General features: G+C 63.2%; 14 protein-coding genes. 10 read left to right on the forward strand and 4 right to left on the reverse strand.

All coding sequences use genetic code 11. The features are described 5' to 3' along the window. Window positions 1-30 precede the first annotated feature (30 nt). Window positions 31-888 carry a hypothetical protein gene (locus LAN70_04550; GenBank protein MBZ5510421.1) on the forward strand — a complete coding sequence of 286 codons (858 nt, stop codon included), beginning with the start codon at window positions 31-33 and terminating at the stop codon, window positions 886-888. Between the two features lie 238 nt (window positions 889-1,126). Next, the gene (locus tag LAN70_04555; GenBank protein ID MBZ5510422.1) at window positions 1,127-3,136 is read left to right on the forward strand and encodes a TonB-dependent receptor; all 2,010 of its coding nucleotides are present in this window, start codon (window positions 1,127-1,129) and stop codon (window positions 3,134-3,136) included. Window positions 3,137-3,281: 145 nt separating this feature from the next. On the opposite strand, the gene LAN70_04560 is transcribed toward LAN70_04555, so the two are convergent. Continuing rightward, window positions 3,282-3,791, reverse strand: coding sequence for an HNH endonuclease (locus LAN70_04560; GenBank protein ID MBZ5510423.1), 510 nt, complete (start codon window positions 3,789-3,791; stop codon window positions 3,282-3,284). Window positions 3,792-3,969: 178 nt separating this feature from the next. Continuing rightward, window positions 3,970-4,788, reverse strand: coding sequence for a ComF family protein (locus tag LAN70_04565; GenBank protein ID MBZ5510424.1), 819 nt, complete (start codon window positions 4,786-4,788; stop codon window positions 3,970-3,972). 546 nt (window positions 4,789-5,334) lie between these two features. Between LAN70_04565 and LAN70_04570 the strand changes: the two genes are divergently transcribed. The 6 genes from LAN70_04570 (at window position 5,335) to LAN70_04595 (ending at window position 13,314) form a co-directional block, all read left to right on the forward strand. Then, a complete protein-coding gene (locus tag LAN70_04570) occupies window positions 5,335-7,332 on the forward strand; it encodes an oligopeptide transporter, OPT family (protein MBZ5510425.1) in 1,998 nt (665 codons plus the stop codon). Window positions 7,333-7,534: 202 nt separating this feature from the next. Further along, entirely contained in the window at window positions 7,535-8,242 is a 708-nt protein-coding gene (locus tag LAN70_04575; GenBank protein ID MBZ5510426.1) for a YggS family pyridoxal phosphate-dependent enzyme, read from the forward strand. A gap of 233 nt (window positions 8,243-8,475) precedes the next feature. Then, window positions 8,476-8,769, forward strand: a complete 294-nt coding sequence (locus tag LAN70_04580; protein MBZ5510427.1) for a DUF167 domain-containing protein — start codon at window positions 8,476-8,478, stop codon at window positions 8,767-8,769. A gap of 86 nt (window positions 8,770-8,855) precedes the next feature. After that, window positions 8,856-10,247, forward strand: coding sequence for an MFS transporter (locus tag LAN70_04585; protein ID MBZ5510428.1), 1,392 nt, complete (start codon window positions 8,856-8,858; stop codon window positions 10,245-10,247). Between the two features lie 212 nt (window positions 10,248-10,459). Further along, a complete protein-coding gene (hpnI, locus tag LAN70_04590; protein MBZ5510429.1) occupies window positions 10,460-11,683 on the forward strand; it encodes a bacteriohopanetetrol glucosamine biosynthesis glycosyltransferase HpnI in 1,224 nt (407 codons plus the stop codon). A 239-nt stretch (window positions 11,684-11,922) separates the two neighbouring features. Then, window positions 11,923-13,314 (forward strand): beta-lactamase family protein, encoded by a 1,392-nt coding sequence (locus tag LAN70_04595; GenBank protein ID MBZ5510430.1) that lies wholly within the window; start codon window positions 11,923-11,925, stop codon window positions 13,312-13,314. A gap of 61 nt (window positions 13,315-13,375) precedes the next feature. Here LAN70_04595 and LAN70_04600 read toward each other — a convergent pair whose 3' ends face one another. Beyond that, entirely contained in the window at window positions 13,376-14,779 is a 1,404-nt protein-coding gene (locus tag LAN70_04600) for a hypothetical protein (protein MBZ5510431.1), read from the reverse strand. Between the two features lie 40 nt (window positions 14,780-14,819). After that, a complete protein-coding gene (locus LAN70_04605; GenBank protein ID MBZ5510432.1) occupies window positions 14,820-15,530 on the reverse strand; it encodes a TetR/AcrR family transcriptional regulator in 711 nt (236 codons plus the stop codon). Window positions 15,531-15,764: 234 nt separating this feature from the next. On the opposite strand from LAN70_04605, the gene guaB reads away from it, so the two are divergent. Then, window positions 15,765-17,273 (forward strand): IMP dehydrogenase, encoded by a 1,509-nt coding sequence (guaB, locus tag LAN70_04610; protein MBZ5510433.1) that lies wholly within the window; start codon window positions 15,765-15,767, stop codon window positions 17,271-17,273. Further along, window positions 17,274-17,777: a VanZ family protein gene (locus LAN70_04615; GenBank protein ID MBZ5510434.1), complete on the forward strand. Its 504-nt coding sequence runs from the start codon at window positions 17,274-17,276 to the stop codon at window positions 17,775-17,777. Window positions 17,778-17,790: the final 13 nt, after the last annotated feature.

A 17,790-nucleotide genomic window follows, 5' to 3' on the forward strand; every position in this document is an offset into this window, starting at 1 on the left:
TCCCGCGTATCTCGGGGTTGTTCCAATCGTATGAAACGAAAAGTCTCCCGCATCGCATTTCTTGTTGTCGCCCTGGCACTGCCGCTGCTGTCGCTCGCCCAGGAAGGCCCGTTGAATCCGGCGGAGCCCAAAGGCATCACGGTGGACCAGATCATCCAGCGCTTTGCCGCCAAGGAAAAGGAATTCAAGCAGGCGCGCGACAACTACACCTACCGCCAGGACGTGAAGGTCCAGACCGTGGACGGCAACACTGTCACCGGCGAATTCCAGGAAGTCTTCGACGTCGTCTTCGACGACAAGGGCCGCCGCCTCGAACAGGTCAAGTTCGCGCCACAATCGACTCTGGAGAACGGCGGGATTCGGATGTCCAGTGAAGACTTCGCCGACATCCGTCACCGTCTGCCCTTCGTCCTCACTTCCGACGAGATTCCCGAGTACCAGATCTTGTACGCGGGCCAGCAGCAGGAGGACGAGCTGCACTGTTATGTCTTCGACATCGCGCCCAAGACCATCGAGAAGAACAAGCGCTACTTCCAGGGACGGATCTGGGTCGATGACCGCGATTTCCAGATCGTGAAGACCCACGGCAAGACCGTGCCCGACATTCGTCCGGGGAAAAAGGGGGACGAGAACCTGTTCCCTGCTTTCACCACCTGGCGCGAGCAGATTGACGGCCGCTACTGGTTCCCTACCTACACCAAGGCCGATGATTTCCTGCACTTTTCCACCGGTGACATTCACATCCGCGAGATCGTGAAGTACATCAACTACAAGCGTTTCGGCGCCAATGTGAAGATCACCTACGAAGGCCAGGAACTGCCCAAGGGCCAGGGCGATCAGCCACCGCCGGGCCAGCCGCAGGCGCAGCAGCAGAAGCCGCCGAAATAACAGTTTTGAGTTTCTGGTTTCTAGTTTCTAGTTTCTAGAACCGGAGAACAGCAGGGCAGCGGAACGATCTCGCTGCCCTTTTCCATTAACTACCGAGCCCTTCACGCCGCGACCGCACTGCCGCATCCCGTTTCGGGAAGTGCGCCGGATCGGTGAACCGGCACATGAATTCCTGCCAGTCGGCGGCCGCCGCCGCTCCCACTTCGATGTAGCTTGGGACGAGCGGGAAAAACCAACGATGCAGCCGACACGAGCCCTCACCATCACGGCGCTTTTCTGCATCCTGTGCGCCCCGTGGCTGGCGCGGGGACAGACCGGCGCCGGGGATGACTTGACCTCCCTCACCATCGAGGAACTAATGCGCGTGAAAGTGTTCAGCGCCTCGCGCCACCTGGAGGAGGCGCGCGCCGCGCCGGCGGCCGTGACTGTGGTCACCGCCGAGGAGATCGCCACCTTTGGCTGGCGCACGCTGAGCGAAGTCCTGAACAGCGTGCGCGGTTTCTACACCGCCTATGACCGCAACTATTCCTACCTCGGTGTGCGCGGATTGCTGCGGCCCGGCGACTACAACTCCCGCGTTCTGTTTCTCATCAACGGCCACCGGATCAACGACAATATCTACGACAGCGCCTCGATCGGCACCGAATTCCCTTTGGACATGGACCTGGTGGAGCGCATCGAGATCGTGCGCGGTCCGGGTTCCTCCCTGTATGGAACCGACGCCATCTTCGCAGTGGTCAATGTCATCACCCGCAAGCCCCGCGCTCCCTTCCAGGTGGAGGTGGCGGGGAGCGACGCTTCGTTTCTCAGCCGGACCGGACGCGTAACCCTCAGCCTGGAGCACGGCCGCGCCTCGGCCTTGGTTTCCGGCAGCCTGTACCGCAGCGACGGCCATGAAGTCCTTTACTATCCGGAGTTCTCCTCCATCAACGGCGGCCGCGCCATCGATGCCGACGGTGACTCCTTCGGGCACCTCTTTGCCGACCTGCGTTACAAGGATTTTCGCCTGCAGGGACTCTTGTCCGAGCGCAGAAAAACCATTCCAACGGCTTCCTTCGGCACCCGCTTCAACGATCCCGGCACCTGGACCCGGGACACGAACGCTTACCTTGATTTCAGCTATCACCACGATTTCGCCGCGCGCACCGAGCTCACCCTGCGCACCTACTACGATCACTACCACTATCAAGGTGAGTATGCCTACAGCGAACCCGATGGTTCCGGCCGCTACTTGAACGCGGACGATGCCCTCGCCGAATGGGCCGGCGTCGACTTCAACCTCGGGCGCGCCTTGGGCCGCCACCGCATCAGCGTGGGCGCGGAGTACGAATACAGTTTCCGGGCCAATCAGGATAATTACGACATCGGCGTCGCCTGGTACGTCCATGACCGCCGCAATCCCTGGCGGGCGGCCACCTACGGCGAGGCCGAACTCAAGCTCTTATCGACCCTGACGGTGTCGGCCGGCGGAAGGATCGACTACTTCGGCCACTTCGGCGCCACCGCCAGCCCTCGCCTTGCGGCCATCTACCAGCCGAATTCACGGACCACCGTGAAGTACATTTTCGGCCGCGCATTTCGCGCCCCCAATGCCTATCAGGCCTATTACGCGGATGGATTCAGCGTCGAGGCCAATCCCGGGCTTTCGCCGGAAACCGTGCTCTCGCACACCGTAATGCTGGAGCGGACCGTCACCTCCTGGCTGCTCCTCAGCGGCGGCCTCTTTCACAATTCGATTGGCAACCTGATTGACGTCACCACCGATCCCGCCACCGGGTTGGCGCAATTCATCAATGTCGGCCACTTGACGGCGCGCGGGCTGGAGTTTGAAGCGCGGGCCGGGCAGATGTCCGGCTTCAACGTTCGCGCCAGCTATACGGCAACCGATGCCCGCGATCCCACCACCGGGTCACGCCTGAACAATGCCCCGCTGCACCTGGCCAAACTGCACGGGCGGGCGCCCCTTGCCGGCAAGGCCATCGTGGGGCTGGAACTGCTCTACGCCAGCGCGCAAAGGAGCTACAAGGATGCCCGCGTCTCTCCGTCGCTTCTGACGAATCTTACCGTCTCCAGCCGCCCCTTGGGCCAACACTGGGAGTTCTCCGCCAGTTGCTACAACCTGTTCGACCGCCGCTGGTATTCGCCCCCCGCCCCGGAGCACGTACAAAGCGGCATTGAACAGGACGGGCGCGCGTTCCGCGTCAAGGTGGTTTATCGCTTTTCCACCGCCCCGGAGCTGCAGCGGTAATGTGTGCCGACTATCAGCGCGACAAGGGGCCGCAGGCCTGTGCGCAGGCCGTGCAGTGGCAAGGCCTTGCACAACTGGGAGATCTGCGTTATCGGATCGGTGAGAGGCGGTCTGGGTGATGGTTCTCGCTCACCCGATCGCCGGATCAATAGAAGAGGTACTTCCGCCACTTCGCGTCGGAATGTCCCAGCAGCCGCATGATGTGCCGGCTGGTATGCAGGTTGAACGCTCTCGGCTCGCGGATCAGCTTCATGTTCGCTTCCATCGGAAGCTGGTTCCCCTTGCGCCGGTTGCAGGTGTGGCAGCAGGCCACCAGGTTTTCCCAGGTGGACAGCCCTCCGCGCGACCGCGGCACCACGTGGTCCAGCGTCAACTCGCTGGAGCCCAGCACCGCGCCGCAATACTGGCAACTGCTGCGGTCGCGCAGCAGGATGTTCTTGCGCGACAGCGCCCGCGTCTGATGCGGAATGCGCCGGTATTCCAGCAGGCGGATGACCGACGGCACGCGGATGGTGAGGCGCGCCGCGTGCAGAAAGTGCCCGTTCTCCTCCTCGGTCATGGCGACGCCCTTCAGCACCAGCACGATCGCGCGTCGCGCCGCGCACACATTGATCGGCTCGTAGGACGCGTTCAGCACCAGCACCGGCGTGTGCATCACTCCGTGCCCGTTGCCCTCGTGGACAGACGGCGGCGCCGCTTCCAACATCGGCCTGCGATGCGCGTGACCCGGTATGTGTCCTTTCCCGCCTGACATAAACCCTAGTCGCCAGTCTCCAGTCGTCAGTCTCCAGGGATTCTCTTTCTGCCGCCTGGCGACTGGAGACTGGGAACTTCTACGCCTGCGCTACCACCGCTTGCGGCTCCTCAAATTCCGGCGCCACCCTCTCTGCTTCCGGCTTCAGCACCCGAACCACGGTCGCAACGAAAACGCGCCCGGCCCCGGCGCGGCGCAACACGCGCGCGCACTCCGACACCGTGCTCCCGGTGGTGAATACATCGTCGACCAACAGGATGTCGCGCCCGCTGATCGGGTCGCCGCGCACCACCTGGAACGCCCCGCGCACGTTGTCCCGCCGCTGCGATGGCGTCAATCCCGTCTGCGATTCGGTGGCCCGATGCCGCACCAGCACGGTGGTGTTCAGCTTTACGTCCAGCGCCGCCGGCGTCAGCTTGAGCATGGCGCGCGCGATCAACTCCGACTGGTTGAAGCCGCGCTGCCGCATCTTCGATGTGTGCAGCGGCACCGCCATCACCACCGGCGGCTGCGGCCCGAATGCCTCCGCCAGCTCGGCCACCACTTCCGCCAGCATCCGTCCCAGCAGATTCGCCGCCGGACGCACCCGCTCGTACTTCAGCAGATGGACCAGATCGCGCAGTCCGCCCTCATTGCTGCCGTAAGCCACGGCGCGCGTGAACGCCGGCTCATTCTGCATGCACATCAGGCACAACGATGGTGGGGCATCCTGAGCTTGTCGAAGGACGCCCTCGCGTGTCTCCTGGTGCAAATGCCGGCTCATCAGCCGCTCGCCGCAGGCGGCGCAGCGCGGTCCCTCAATCGGCCGGATGTCCGCCAGGCACGCCTGGCACACCGGCAGCCGCGATAACCGCGTCAGCGGCGCCTGGCACAGCCTGCAATGGGAGGGGAACAACACCGACAACAATCCGTCGGCTAGGGAAAAAACAAAAGAGTGCCCTTGCTCAGCGGGTTCCTCGACCGACCGGGTTAGGTCTCCGCTACTGCTGAAGACGACCCTCCTCGCGACCGCAAGCCCAGGGCGGGCCTTCGCGTCAACTCTGTCAGTATAGCCGCTTAGTCGGCAGGCATCAACGGCCCGGTCTGCCACCGCTGCATCGTTTTGCACAAAATTAATCTGAGCCCGAACGGAGGATGCTGTTCGCGATCACCCGATCAGCCGATCGCCAGATCACCCGATTCGGGCCGCAACCCCGCGTCTAACGCGCTCCGCGCGCTTCCCACCCGTCCCGCTGCCAGCGTAGAATCTTCGTTCGCGGGGTCCCCCGGCAGGCCCGCATGTTGGCCTGCTGGGGTGATCGGGTTGTCATCCGGCTTCCCCCGTGCTACGTTGCGCGGTCTTCATTTCTAACGCTGGAATCTGAATCGAGGATTCATGAGCACCATGACCACCAATCAGGCGCCGCCGAAAAAGTTCCAGCCCTTCGTGCCGCCGACCATGCCGATGCCCGAGTTCACCGCCCGCGCCGTCATTCTCGGCCTGCTGATGACCGGTATTCTCGGCGCCGCCAATGCCTATCTCGGCCTCCGCGCCGGCATGACCATCGCCGCCACCTATCCCGCAGCGGTCATCAGCATGGCCATTCTTCGCCTGATGAAGGGATCGATTCTCGAGGAAAATATCGCGCGCACCGTCGGTTCCATCGGCGAATCCGTCGCCGCCGGCGCGGTCTTCACCATTCCGGCTTTCGTGATCGCCGGCCTCTGGCGCGACTCCGCCGGCAACCCCGTCCTGGGCGTGGACAAGTACTGGCAATCGGTCGCGCTCATGGTGATCGGCGGCACCGTCGGCATTCTGTTCGTCACCTTGCTCCGCCGCGTCATGGTCGAGGACCCCGAGCTGCCCTTCCCCGAATCCGTCGCCGCCTCGGAAATTCACAAGGCCGGACAGCAAGGCGCCAAGGCGGCCAAGATTCTTTTCGCCAACATGGGATTCGGCGCGGTGATGTACTTCCTGAGCCAGATCAACGTCTTCTGGTATGTGCGCACCATCCTGGTGAGGATTCCGACCATGGCGAGCGGTCTGCGCATCGGCCGCGCCGCCGCTGCACCCGTGGTCGCCACCGGCGGCATGACTACTTTCGACACGCCTGCCATCAGCCCCGCCTATCTCGGCGTCGGCTACATCATCGGGCCGCGCCTCGCCGCGCTGAATTTCGCGGGCGGCGTCGTCGCCTGGGGCCTGCTGGTTCCATTGCTAGTTTACTTTCTCGGACCTGGCATCCAGGCCAGTTTGCCCGCGGGCGCGGCCATGGACTGGGCCGCCCTGGCCAACAACATGTGGTTCTCCATCGTGCGCCCGATCGCCGTCGGCGGCATGCTGGTGGGCGCCAGCTTTACCCTGTTCCGCATGCGCAAGCAGCTCGGCATCGGCATGAGCCGCGCCGTCTCCGACCTGAAGAAATCCGCCGCCGCCCATGAAGTCGCCGACCGCACCGAAAAGGACCTCAACGCCAAGGTCGTTTTTCTGGGCGTTGCCGTCGTGCTCGTCGCCATGATCGCGCTCTACTGGTTCTTCATCTCCGGCGCGGGCAACATGCCGGGCGGCAAGATCATGACCGGCGCCGTCGTGGCCGCCGTCGTCATGATCGTTCTCGGCTTCTTCTTTGCCGCCGTCTCCGGCAACCTGGTCGGCATGATCGGCTCTTCCAACAACCCCGTCTCCGGCCTGACGCTGTGCACCCTGGTGGTCGCAGCGCTCATGATGGTCGCCCTTGGCGTCGGCGGAACGGGCGGCGTGGCGGCGGTGCTCGGTGTCGCCGCGGTGGTCTGCGTTTCCTCGGCCGTGGCCGGTGAAATGTTGCAGGACCTCAAGGTTGGTCACATCCTCGGCGGCACGCCTTCGCGAATGCAGATCGGCGACATGTTCGGCGTCGTCGTCGCCTCGCTGGTGCTCTTCTTCCCGCTGATGATTCTCGACAAGGCTTACCATTTCGGCAGCGCCGCCCTGCCCGCCCCGCAGGCCGGACTCATGGCCATGCTCGGCCAGGGAATCGTCGGCGGTAACATGCCGTGGCCGCTGGTCGTCGTCGGCATTTTCATGGGATTCGCGCTCATCATGGTGCAGGTCAAAAGCCCCATGCTGTTCGCCGTCGGCATGTACCTGCCGCTGCAGACCACCTTCGCCATCTTCGTCGGCGGCGTCATTCGCTGGATCACCGACCTGCTGCGCGACCGCCGCGGCTACAACGACGCGCAGAAAGCTCGCGTCGAAAACGCTGGCGTGCTCACCGCCTCCGGCCTGATCGCCGGCGAAGCGCTCTGCGGATTGGTGATCGCCTCCATCGTCGGCACCGGCCATACCATGCTCGACGTCAAGATCGGCAACGGTTGGATCTCCGGCCTAATCGGCCTGGCGCTCCTGGTCGCGGTCATGATCAAGGTGCCGCTGGCCAACGCCGGCAGCCCCGACGAGCCCGCGCCGCCGACCGCAATTATGTAAAACGCTTAGCCACAGAGGACACAGAGGAAAACAGAATCTAAGGGACAAGACGAATCTAGACGGCTGTCATCCAGAGCGAGGGCGTACGCCCGAGTCGAAGGCCCCCGCGGTCGCTTGGAGTTGCGCTCAGGTTTGAACGCACGGCATTACATTCATAGCCTTTTCCTCCGTGTTCCTCCGTGTCCTCTGTGGTTTGCTTTTCATGTCCATCGCGCAAAATCTCAATGCCGTCCGCGAGCGCATCGCCGCCGCCGCCCGCCGCGCCGCCCGCTCCCCCGACGACATCGCGCTCATGGCGGTCACCAAGACTTTCGGCCCAGACGCCATCCGCGCCGCCTACGATGCCGGCCAGCGCCTCTTCGGCGAAAATCGCGTCCAGGAATTCGCGGAAAAGGCTCCCGCGCTCCGCGATCTCGCCGACGCCGACTTCCACATGATCGGCCACCTGCAAACCAATAAAGCCGGCAAAGCGGTCGAGGTTTTTTCCGCGGTGGACTCGGTAGACTCCCTCCGCCTCGCCGAAAAACTCAACGCCGCCGCCGCAACCGCGCGCAAGCGACTGCCGGTGCTCATTGAACTGAACCTCGGCGGCGAGGAAAGCAAAAGCGGGCTCAATCCCGTTTCGCTGGATTTCGGCGCGCTGCTCGAATCCGCCGCGCGCCTCGACCACCTCGACTTCCGCGGCCTCATGACCATTCCGCCCTTCACCGCAGACCCGGAAGGCTCGCGTCCTTTTTTCCGCCGCCTGCGCGAAATCCGCGACAACATTGCCCGCCGCAATCTTCCCGCCATCCGCCTCGATACACTTTCCATGGGCATGTCGCACGACTTCGAAGTCGCCATCGAACAAGGGTCCACGTGCGTGCGCCTCGGCACCGCAATCTTCGGCGAACGAACAGCCAAGGCTTAACCACAGAGGACACAGAGGAACAGCAAACAACTATATGAGTGTCATTCCGAGCGAGGACGCACCAAACAACCAGCGCGCCCGCCTTTGGCGCGCGGGTTGGCGCGTCCGAGTCGAGGAACCTGCTTTTCTTCAGGCGAACCGATATCCGCTCGCGCGCGACGAAAATCTCTGTATCAGCCTTCATTCCTCGATTTCCTCCCCTTCCTCCGTGTCCTCCGTGGTAAAAACCGCCTGTGATCCCGATCAACGACACTGCATCCGGCGCCACCTTCGCCGTCCACTTGCATCCGCGCGCGAAGAAGAACGCCCTCACCGGCACGCTCGGCGACGCGCTCAAGATCTCCCTAACCGCGCCCCCCATCGAAGGCCGCGCTAACGAAGCCTGCATCGAATTCTTCGCCGATCTTTTGAAGCTGCCGCGTTCCTCGATTACCATAGCCGCGGGCCAGACCAGCCGGAACAAGGTGATTCGCGTCACCGGCCTCAGTGCAGCGGAGGTTGAGCGACGGTTGTGGAGCGCGCATTAGCGGGTTTTGAGTTGTGAGTTCTGAGTTGTGACCGAACACTCAGAACTCACAACTGACAACTCACAACTGAGGTCGAGGAGAACGCCTTGAGCTTTGCGCAGCGCTTGCGCGAGATTCGCACCGGCTTCGAGCGTCCCTTCTGGGTCGCCAACATCACCGAAATTTTTGAGCGCCTCTCCTACTACGGCGCGTTCTCGTCGCTCGCTCTCTACCTGCAGGAACAACTCAATTTTTCCACCCAGCAGACCGGCACGCTGACCGGCATCTTCGGCGGGATGGTCTGGTTCCTCGCCATCTTCGGCGGGGCCACCGCCGACCGCCTCGGGTTCCGCCGCGCACTTTCCGTCGCTTACCTCATCCTTGCCACCGCGTATTTTCTGATCGGCTCCATCGGCGCGCCCTGGCTGGCGCCGGCGCGGAACGCGGTGCCGCTGGCGCTTTTTGTCGGCTTCATCCTGATGCTTCCCGCGCTCGGCGTTTCCCTGGTCAAGCCGTGCGTCGTAGGCACCACCGCGCGCGCCTCGAAGGAAAACGTCCGCTCCATCGGCTACTCGATTTACTACACCATGGTGAATATCGGTGGCGCGGCCGGACCCTACGTCGCCTCCTGGTCGCATCGTCACCTGGGACTGGCGAACGTGTATCGCGTTGCCGCGGTCAGCGTCTTCGCCATGTTCTTCGTCGTTCTGATCTTCTTCCGCGAGCCCCGCAAGGCCGGCGATGCCCCTCCGCCCTCCATCGCCGAGGTCGCGCGCAATTTCTGCGTCGTACTGGGGAACTACAAACTGGTTGTGCCCGTGCTGCTGGTTGCGCTCGCGCTCGGCGCAGCTTCGCTGCTCGCCGGCTTCACCGTTCCCTGGTGGATCTGGGCCGTGCTTCTCGTCGTGGTGCTCGCCGGTATCAGCCGCTTCATGTGGTTCCTGGTTTTGTTCACCGGATACTGGGTCGTGTTCTGGCAGCAGTACATCAGCCTTCCCGGCTACATCCACGGCTATATCGATCCCCGCGCCGACGTCGAGCTGATCCTCATCACCGACGGCCTCACCGTCATCGCGCTCACCCTGGCGGTGAATTACCTGACCAGCCGCATCCCCGCATTTCAGGCGGTGATCCTCGGCACCGTGATCACGTCGGTTTCCTGGGTGATCCTCGCATTGCGTCCGACCGTCTGGGGCGCGGTGCTCTCGTTGTTTGTCCTGGCGCTGGGCGAGATCATCCAGTCGCCGCGTTATTACGAGTACATCTCGCGCCTCGCGCCGCCGGGCCAGCAGGGTACCTACATGGGATTTGCTTTTCTTCCCATCGGCATCGGGTCTCTGATCGGCGGATGGTTCGGCGGACGACTCGTCCACCACTACGGCGAAGTCCTGCACCAGCCCAGGCGAATCTGGTTCGCCGTTACCGCAGTGGGCCTGGCAACGGCGGTGGTTTTGGCGATCTATAACAAGATTGTCCGCCCCGTTCAGGCCAACGAATAACGCAAAGCAATTTTGCGGGCGTCATCCTGGGCCCGCGTGCTGGAGCCTGCCCTGACCCCGAGTGCGGCCGAGGGGGCGAAGGGGTGCGAGTCTCGGGATCTATGCATTTTTCCAACCTTAGCGGCTTTCGATACAAAACTTTACAAAATTCGCGTTACTCTCCGAGTCCTTTTGTTTGCTGCCGGGTTTGGCTGAGCTTAGGATAGGTGGTGATGCCTCAGTTTCTGCTGTTGATCGCAATATTGGGGCTGGTGAGCTCGACCGGCTTTCTCCTGCTGGTCATGGTGGCCGCGTTGCGCTTCCGACAGCGCGCCCGCAGGGCCGACGCCGCTCCCTGCCTCGGCGATCAGGAACTTCCGCCCGTCAGCGTGATCAAGCCCGTGTGCGGCCTTGAGCCCTTGCTCGAACAGAATCTGGAATCCTTGTTCCAGCAGGACTATCCCACATTCGAGTTGATCTTCGGCGCGCGCACCGCCGATGATCCCGCCATCGCCGTCGTCAACCAGCTTCGCCGCCGCTATCCCGAAGTCAAGGCGCGCTGCGTCTTTTCCGGCGACCCGATCTGGCCCAACCCTCGTGTCTACTCCGAGCATAAGATGATCGCCGCCGCCGAATACGACTACCTCGTCATCGGCGACAGCGACGTCCGCGTCCCGCGCGACTATCTTCGCAACATCGTCGCCCCGCTGCGCGATCCCGAGGTCGGCCTGGTCACCTGTATTTACCGCGGCAAGCCGAGCGGTGGCGCCTGGTCTCGCCTGGAAGCCGCCGGCTTTTCCGTCGAGCTCACCTCCGGCGTGCTGGTTGCCGACCTGCTCGAAGGCATGAAGTTCGCGCTCGGCCCGACCACCGCCACCCGCAAGGACGTGCTCGCCCACATCGGCGGGATTCGCGTCCTCGCCGACTATCATTCCGACGATTACGAAATCGGCCGCCAGATTGATGCTGCCGGATATCGCGTTGTCCTCTCCCACGTCGTCATTGACCACATCACCCTGAACCGTGCCATGATCAGCCGCCAGATCCGCTGGATGCGCAGCACCCGCTTCTCGCGTCCCGCCGGTCACATCGGCAGCGGGTTGACCTTCGCCACGCCGTTTGCGCTGCTCGGTTTCATCGTCGCCGCCGCCTGGGGATACTGGACGCTTGCCTTGACCCTGCTCGCCTGGGGCATCGTCAACCGCTGGGTGCAGGCGCTGGTGGTCGGCTGGGGCGTGGTACGCGATCCCGAAATCTGGCGTTACCTCTGGTATTACCCAATCCGCGACCTGCTGGGATTTTTCTTTTGGATGGCCAGCTTCACCGGACGCAACTTCACCTGGCGCGGCGAACCCTACCGCTTCGGTCCCGGCGGACGCGTCGTCAGCCTGCGCCATGCTTCCCCGGCGGAACCCTCCTCTCACGCCGCTCCCGTCGGACCCGCCGGATCGGACTAATCAGTTCCGAGTTTCAGTTTCAGTTTCAGTTTCAGTCGTTCTCCGATTTGTCATTCCGACCCTGAGCGAAGCCGAAGGGGCGGAATCTGCTGTTCTGCCTTGGCGACCTCCGCGTCCTTTGCGGTCCAATGTTTTTGTAAATCGACAATCGACAATCGGCAATCAGCAATGGTCTTGGTTTCCACCCACAACTCAGAACTCCCAACTTTGTTAAACTGCCCAGTTTCCTGGAGCCACCCATGCGCACACGCATCGCCGCCTTTATTCTCGTCGCCACCCTCGCCGCCCACGCCCAACAGGGGCGGTCGCAGTTTCCCAACGACGTCCGCTACCAGATGGACGTCGCCGCCACCAAGATCCTCGCCACCACCGGCGTGCCCAGCGCCTCCATCGCGGTGGTGAAGGACGGCCGCATCGCCTACCTCCAGACCTACGGAGAAGCGCGCCTGGAGCCGCGCACGCTGGTCAAGCCGTCGATGCGTTACTCCATCGGCTCCATCAGCAAGCAATTCACCGCCGTCGCCTTGCTGTTGCTGCAGGAGCAAGGCAAGCTCTCGCTCGACGACCCTGTTGGCAAGTTTCTCCCCAACCTCACCCGCGCCAACCAGGTCTCGGTCCGCCAACTGCTCACGCATACCTCCGGCTACCAGGACTTCTGGCCGCAAGACTACGTCATGCCCATGATGCTCAAGCCTACGACCGCCGAAAAAATCATGGACACCTGGGCGCGCAAGCCGCTCGACTTCGAGCCGGGCACGAAATGGCAGTACAGCAACACCGGCTACGTGATCGCCGGCGCCATCATCGAGAAAGTCACCGGAAAATCCTACTTCCAGTTCCTGCGCGATCACATTTTCACGCCGCTGAACATGGCCAGCGTGGCTGATTTCGACCAGCACGGCATCGCCCCGGCCGATCCCACCGGCTACCTGCGCTATGGCCTCGGCCCCGCGCGCGTCGCTCCCGATGCCGGCGCAGGCTGGATGTTCGCCGCCGGCGAGCTCGCCATGACCGCCGAAGACCTCGCCAAGTGGGACATCGCGCTGCTCGAGCGCAAGATCATGAGCCCCGCCTCCTACAAGCAGTTCGAAAGCGAAACCGTGCTCGCCAACGGCCTGGGCACGCAGTACGGGCTGGGCGTCTCCGTGCGCTCCGAGTCGGGACATCGCGCGCTCTCGCACGGCGGCGAAGTCTCCGGCTTCACCGCCACCAACACCGTGTTTCCCGACGACAACGCCGCCGTCGTCGTGCTCACCAATCAGGACGCGGCGAGCGCCTCCGGCGACATTGCCAAAAAGCTCGCCACCCTCGCTCTCCAGGACGCCGACACGGCGCGCAAGCTGGAGCAGGCGCGCCAGATCTTTGCCGGCCTGCAGCATGGAACCATCAACCGCGCGCTCTTCACCGACAATGCCAATTTCTATTTCAGCGAGCAGGCGCTGAAGGATTTCGCCTCCAGCCTCGGGCCGCTGGGCACGCCCACCGATTTCACCCAGACGAACCAGGCGCTGCGCGGCGGCATGGTGCTGCGGAGTTACCAGGTGAAGTTTGCCAACAAGACCGTGCGCGCCTGGACCTTCGAAATGCCCGACGGCAAGCTGGAGCAATACCAAGTCGCCGCCGCGGACTAACGGTTGGAGCGCGCTCGCTCTCGAGCGCGAGCAGCGCGGACCCAGATTCACTCTGGACACGTCAGTGAGGAGCGCCCGGCGTGGATGCGTCGCGTTCCGCCTCCGCTTTCACGTGCAGCAGCACGCGCATGTGAATGCGGTGAACGATATAGTCCGACCACATCCGCCAATACGGCTGCGGCCAGAAGTAATTCTGGTACCAGGTGGTGCCTTCGAGGCGCGTCCGGCCGCCGGCCAGCGGCACCAGGCGAAACTGTCCGCTGCGCGACCGCATGTAGTTTCGTTCCAGGTGCGGCGGAGTAATCTCGGCGAAACTCAACTCGCGCATCGCCACCGGCTGCGCCACCACGTCAAAAGCCAGCAAGCGCCCTTCGTCCCACTTGGTGATCGGCTCAACGAAATCGCCGGTTGAAAAGCGGCAGTAACGTACGGCGCCGATACCGCGCCCGCGGATCACCGCCGAAGTTGGATAGGCAATCCCGGTGCGAAATAGCATTTCTTGCGGCGGCACCAGCGGCGGGAACGTGACCACGTTGCGCCACACCGTTTCCGCCGGAGCATTGATCTCCACTGCTGTCGTGACGGCAAGCACCGGCGGCCTGGGATTCACCGCATTTTCGATGAACATGGCGAGCGGCAGCACCAGCACCCATGCGGCCATCGTCGGTGGAGATTGCGGCCTCTCTCGGAAAGCCTGAATGTTCCATGCCAGCAGCGCGCCCGCTGTCGCCAGAGTTAGTGCTAACGGCAGCGCCATCAGCAAGCAGACCACTCCTTCAAAGCCGAGGCCGAACAGGGCAACGCCGAGACACAGGACTGCAAGTAATGCGACGCCGACCGTCGCATCCCAAGCCCGACGCTGGTTGTAGTTGAAGATCGTTGCCGAGACGAAGCCAATGCCGAACGGAACACCGAGAAACAAGCCCGCGCCGTATAGCCTCAACCCGCCCACGCTCAGCAGGACTAGCAGCAAGGCAATCGCGATGGAAAGCAGCACGCCCAGCGCCGCGCTGGCCGTCGCATTACGCGGCCTAACATCATTCTCGAATCTTGCGGGCGGCACGCCGGCATCCTTGACGGTCTCCGGCAGCAGACACAGCGAAAGAAAAAACGCCAGGTTCACCACCGGTACGAAGAACAGGAATACCCAGGACGTCTTGCGGCCAGCAGAGCGCAACCGCCGCATTGTCAATGCAATTCCTGTCCCAAAAAACGGCAGGGCCACCGCCGACAGCGTCAGGTACATATGCTGGTTGGGCGTGTGAAACGGCGAGGCCTGCCGTGTGGGGAAGAAGTAGTTCAGGACATGCCACGTCTGGCCGTAGAGCGAGGCGATCCAGCGATCGATGGCGTACTTGATCGCCAGCAGCGCTGATCCCGCGACCAAATACTGCGCTCTTGTCACCCCGCCGTTCCAGGTGAACAGCCAACGCAGAAACCGCCAAGCCCTGAAGTCTGTGCTCATCGCATCTCTCCCCTCGCGCCGGTTTGCGCTTGCCCCACCCTTATCGCTCCCGGGGTTGGAGCGATAGGGTGGGTTCGCTCAATCCCGCGTCCTTGAGCACGCCGAGAACGTGCCGCCGCAGGGGGCGCAGCAACGGAAATCTCGCCAGCGACAGCATGCGCACCACCAGGGTGACCGAGCCGTCAATCAATTTGCGGGTGCGCTGCGCATTTGGCGACCCGTCATATAAAAAAAAGAGCAGGATCCCCATGTGCATCGCCCATAGCAGCATGGGCAGGAGGTCGGCGAGATCGTGCGGCAGGCGCTCCGCCTCAACCGCGCGCCGGAACAGTTCCATGCATTCCGCGCGCAATGGCTGCGTCGCTTTCCCCAGGAACGACAGCGGGTGCTCCGGGTCGCCGGTGTAGCGAAATAGCGCGCCCAGCAGCTTGCGGTCGTCCTGCAGAATGTCGATCTTGGTGTGCAACACCGTCGAAAGCCGCTCCTCCAGCGTCGCGGCGCGCGGGAGTTCTTCTTCCAGCATGGCGGCGTGGCGCGACTGCACCTGATCGTAGTAGGCGGCGACCAGCGCCTCCTTGCTGGGGAAGTAGTAGTACGCAAGCCCGAGCGCCACGCCCGCGCCGGCGGCCACGTCGCGCATGGTGGTCGCGTCGAATCCGTGTTCACGGAACAGCCGCAGCGCGTGGCCCATGATTTGCTCTCTCGCTGCTTCGCCCTTGGCCGACTTCTCGCCGATTTTGAACATGTTCAAATATTAGCCTGCAGCGAGCCGTCGTGTCAATCGAAATTTGAACATGTTCAATAAGCGCCGGAGTTTCAACTACCTGCCCCCTCCGTACCCCCATGATCATGTCGGAAGAGGACAGAACTCCCATGTCTAGCGCATTCGTGGACATTCCGGGTTTGCGACCGCAAGCCCTGAAATGCCGCTCGTACGCAATCCGACATCACTTGCTACAATGTCGAAAAGCCCAGCGAGTGAAGAATGATCCATTTTCCTGTTCCTGAGGCGCTCACCTTCGACGACGTTCTTCTCCTGCCGGCGCGCAGCGATGTGGTGCCCGCGGCGGTCAACACCCAGACCCGCGTCACGCGCAACATCACGCTCAACATTCCCCTCATCAGCGCCGCCATGGACACCGTCACCGAGGCACAGATGGCGATCGCCATGGCGCAGCAGGGCGGCATGGGCATCGTCCACCGCAATTTGACGATCGAGCAGCAGGCCGGCGAAGTGGACAAGGTGAAGCGCTCGGAAAGCGGCATGATCGTGGACCCGATCACCATGTCGCCCGACGACAAAGTCAGCGACGCGCTCAAGGTGATGGAGCGCTACCGCATCTCGGGCGTGCCCATCACCAAGAACAAAAAGCTGGTCGGCATTCTGACCAACCGCGACCTGCGCTTCGAGACCCGCACCGACATTCCCATCAGCAAAGTGATGACCAAGGAAAACCTGATCACCGTGGCGGTCGGCACCACGCTGGAGCAGGCGGAGCAGATCCTGCACAAGCACCGCGTCGAGAAGCTGCTGGTGGTGGACGACAAGTACACGCTCAAGGGACTGATCACGGTCAAGGACATCCAGAAAAAGCTGAAATACCCCAACGCCGCCAAGGACAATCAGGGACGCCTGCGGGTGGGCGCGGCCATCGGCGCCACCGGTGATTACCTGGAGCGCGCGCAGGAACTGGCGCGGGCCAAGGTGGACGTGATCGCCATTGACAGCGCGCACGGCCACTCGACGCGCGTGCTGGAAGCGATCAAGACGGTGAAGGCCAAGCTGCCGGAGGTGGAGCTGATCGCCGGCAACGTCGCGACCTTCGACGGCGCCTGCGAAGTGGCGCGCTCGGGCGCGGACGCGGTGAAGGTGGGAATCGGGCCGGGCTCGATCTGCACCACGCGCATCGTCACCGGCGCGGGCGTGCCGCAGATCACCGCCATCGCCGAGGCGTTCCGCGCGGTGCGCGACGCGCAGATTCCGGTGATCGCCGACGGCGGCATCAAGTACTCCGGCGACGTCACCAAGGCGCTGGCCGCGGGCGCCAGCGTGTGTATGATCGGCTCGCTGTTCGCCGGGACCGACGAGAGTCCGGGCGAAACGATTTTGTACCAGGGCCGCACCTTCAAGGCGTATCGCGGGATGGGCTCGCTGGCGGCGATGTCGGCGGGCGGGAGCGAGCGCTACTTCCAGGAGTCGAGTCCCGGCGATTCCTCGGTGCCGGTCGGCCGCGAAGATGCCGACGGCAACCGCCTGGCCAAGCTGGTGCCGGAAGGCATCGAGGCGCGCGTGCCCTATCAGGGGCCGCTCTCGATGATCATTTACCAGCTCGTCGGTGGCCTGCGCTCCGGCATGGGTTACACCGGCTCGGCGTCCATTGCCGACCTGCAGCAGAAAGCGCGCTTCGTGCGCATCAGCAACGCCGGCATGCGCGAGAGCCACGTGCACGACGTGGCCATCACGCGCGAGGCGCCGAATTACCGCGTCGAATAAATGAACAAGCCTGTTGGCCGCGCCTGGATTCCCGCGCTGCTGTGGCTGGCGGTAATCGCCTTTGAATCCACGTCGCTGATGTCGGCGGAAAACACCGGACATCTGCTTCTTGCCATCGCCCGGTTTTTCGATCCGCGAATCACGCTTGCGCAATTGCAACTGCTCAACGCGGTCGGGCGGAAAATCGGGCATTGTGTCGGCTATGGAATCCTCAGCCTGCTGATGCTGCGCGCCTGGTGGGCAACCCTGACGCTACCGCGCTCGGCCACGCGCCTGCCCTCGTGGTCGGCAATGGTGACGGCGTGGAGCGCGCGCGCGGCCGTGCTCGCGCTGCTGTCGGCGGCGGCCGTCGCCAGCCTCGATGAGTGGCACCAGGTGTTCCTTCCGGGAAGGACCGGCACGATCCGCGATGTCGCGCTGGATACCACGGCTGCGGCATTCGTGCAGTTGTTGTTCGTCGCCGTGCGTAAGGCGAGAGGGAAACAAGAAGCAATTAGCAATTAACAGGTGATGGTGA

Source organism: Terriglobia bacterium (assembly GCA_020072845.1).
Taxonomy (GTDB): Bacteria; Acidobacteriota; Terriglobia; order Terriglobales; family Acidobacteriaceae; genus JAIQGF01.

What these genes read in the sequence shown, in the direction of transcription:
- LAN70_04550 (MBZ5510421.1), top strand. Translation starts at nt 31, where the DNA reads ATGAAACGAAAAGTCTCCCGCATCGCATTTCTTGTTGTCGCCCTGGCA.
- LAN70_04555 (MBZ5510422.1), top strand. Translation starts at nt 1,127, where the DNA reads ATGCAGCCGACACGAGCCCTCACCATCACGGCGCTTTTCTGCATCCTG.
- LAN70_04560 (MBZ5510423.1), bottom strand. Translation starts at nt 3,791, where the DNA reads ATGCACACGCCGGTGCTGGTGCTGAACGCGTCCTACGAGCCGATCAAT.
- LAN70_04570 (MBZ5510425.1), top strand. Translation starts at nt 5,335, where the DNA reads ATGCCCGAGTTCACCGCCCGCGCCGTCATTCTCGGCCTGCTGATGACC.
- LAN70_04575 (MBZ5510426.1), top strand. Translation starts at nt 7,535, where the DNA reads ATGTCCATCGCGCAAAATCTCAATGCCGTCCGCGAGCGCATCGCCGCC.
- hpnI (MBZ5510429.1), top strand. Translation starts at nt 10,460, where the DNA reads ATGCCTCAGTTTCTGCTGTTGATCGCAATATTGGGGCTGGTGAGCTCG.
- LAN70_04595 (MBZ5510430.1), top strand. Translation starts at nt 11,923, where the DNA reads ATGCGCACACGCATCGCCGCCTTTATTCTCGTCGCCACCCTCGCCGCC.
- LAN70_04600 (MBZ5510431.1), bottom strand. Translation starts at nt 14,779, where the DNA reads ATGAGCACAGACTTCAGGGCTTGGCGGTTTCTGCGTTGGCTGTTCACC.
- guaB (MBZ5510433.1), top strand. Translation starts at nt 15,765, where the DNA reads ATGATCCATTTTCCTGTTCCTGAGGCGCTCACCTTCGACGACGTTCTT.
- LAN70_04615 (MBZ5510434.1), top strand. Translation starts at nt 17,274, where the DNA reads ATGAACAAGCCTGTTGGCCGCGCCTGGATTCCCGCGCTGCTGTGGCTG.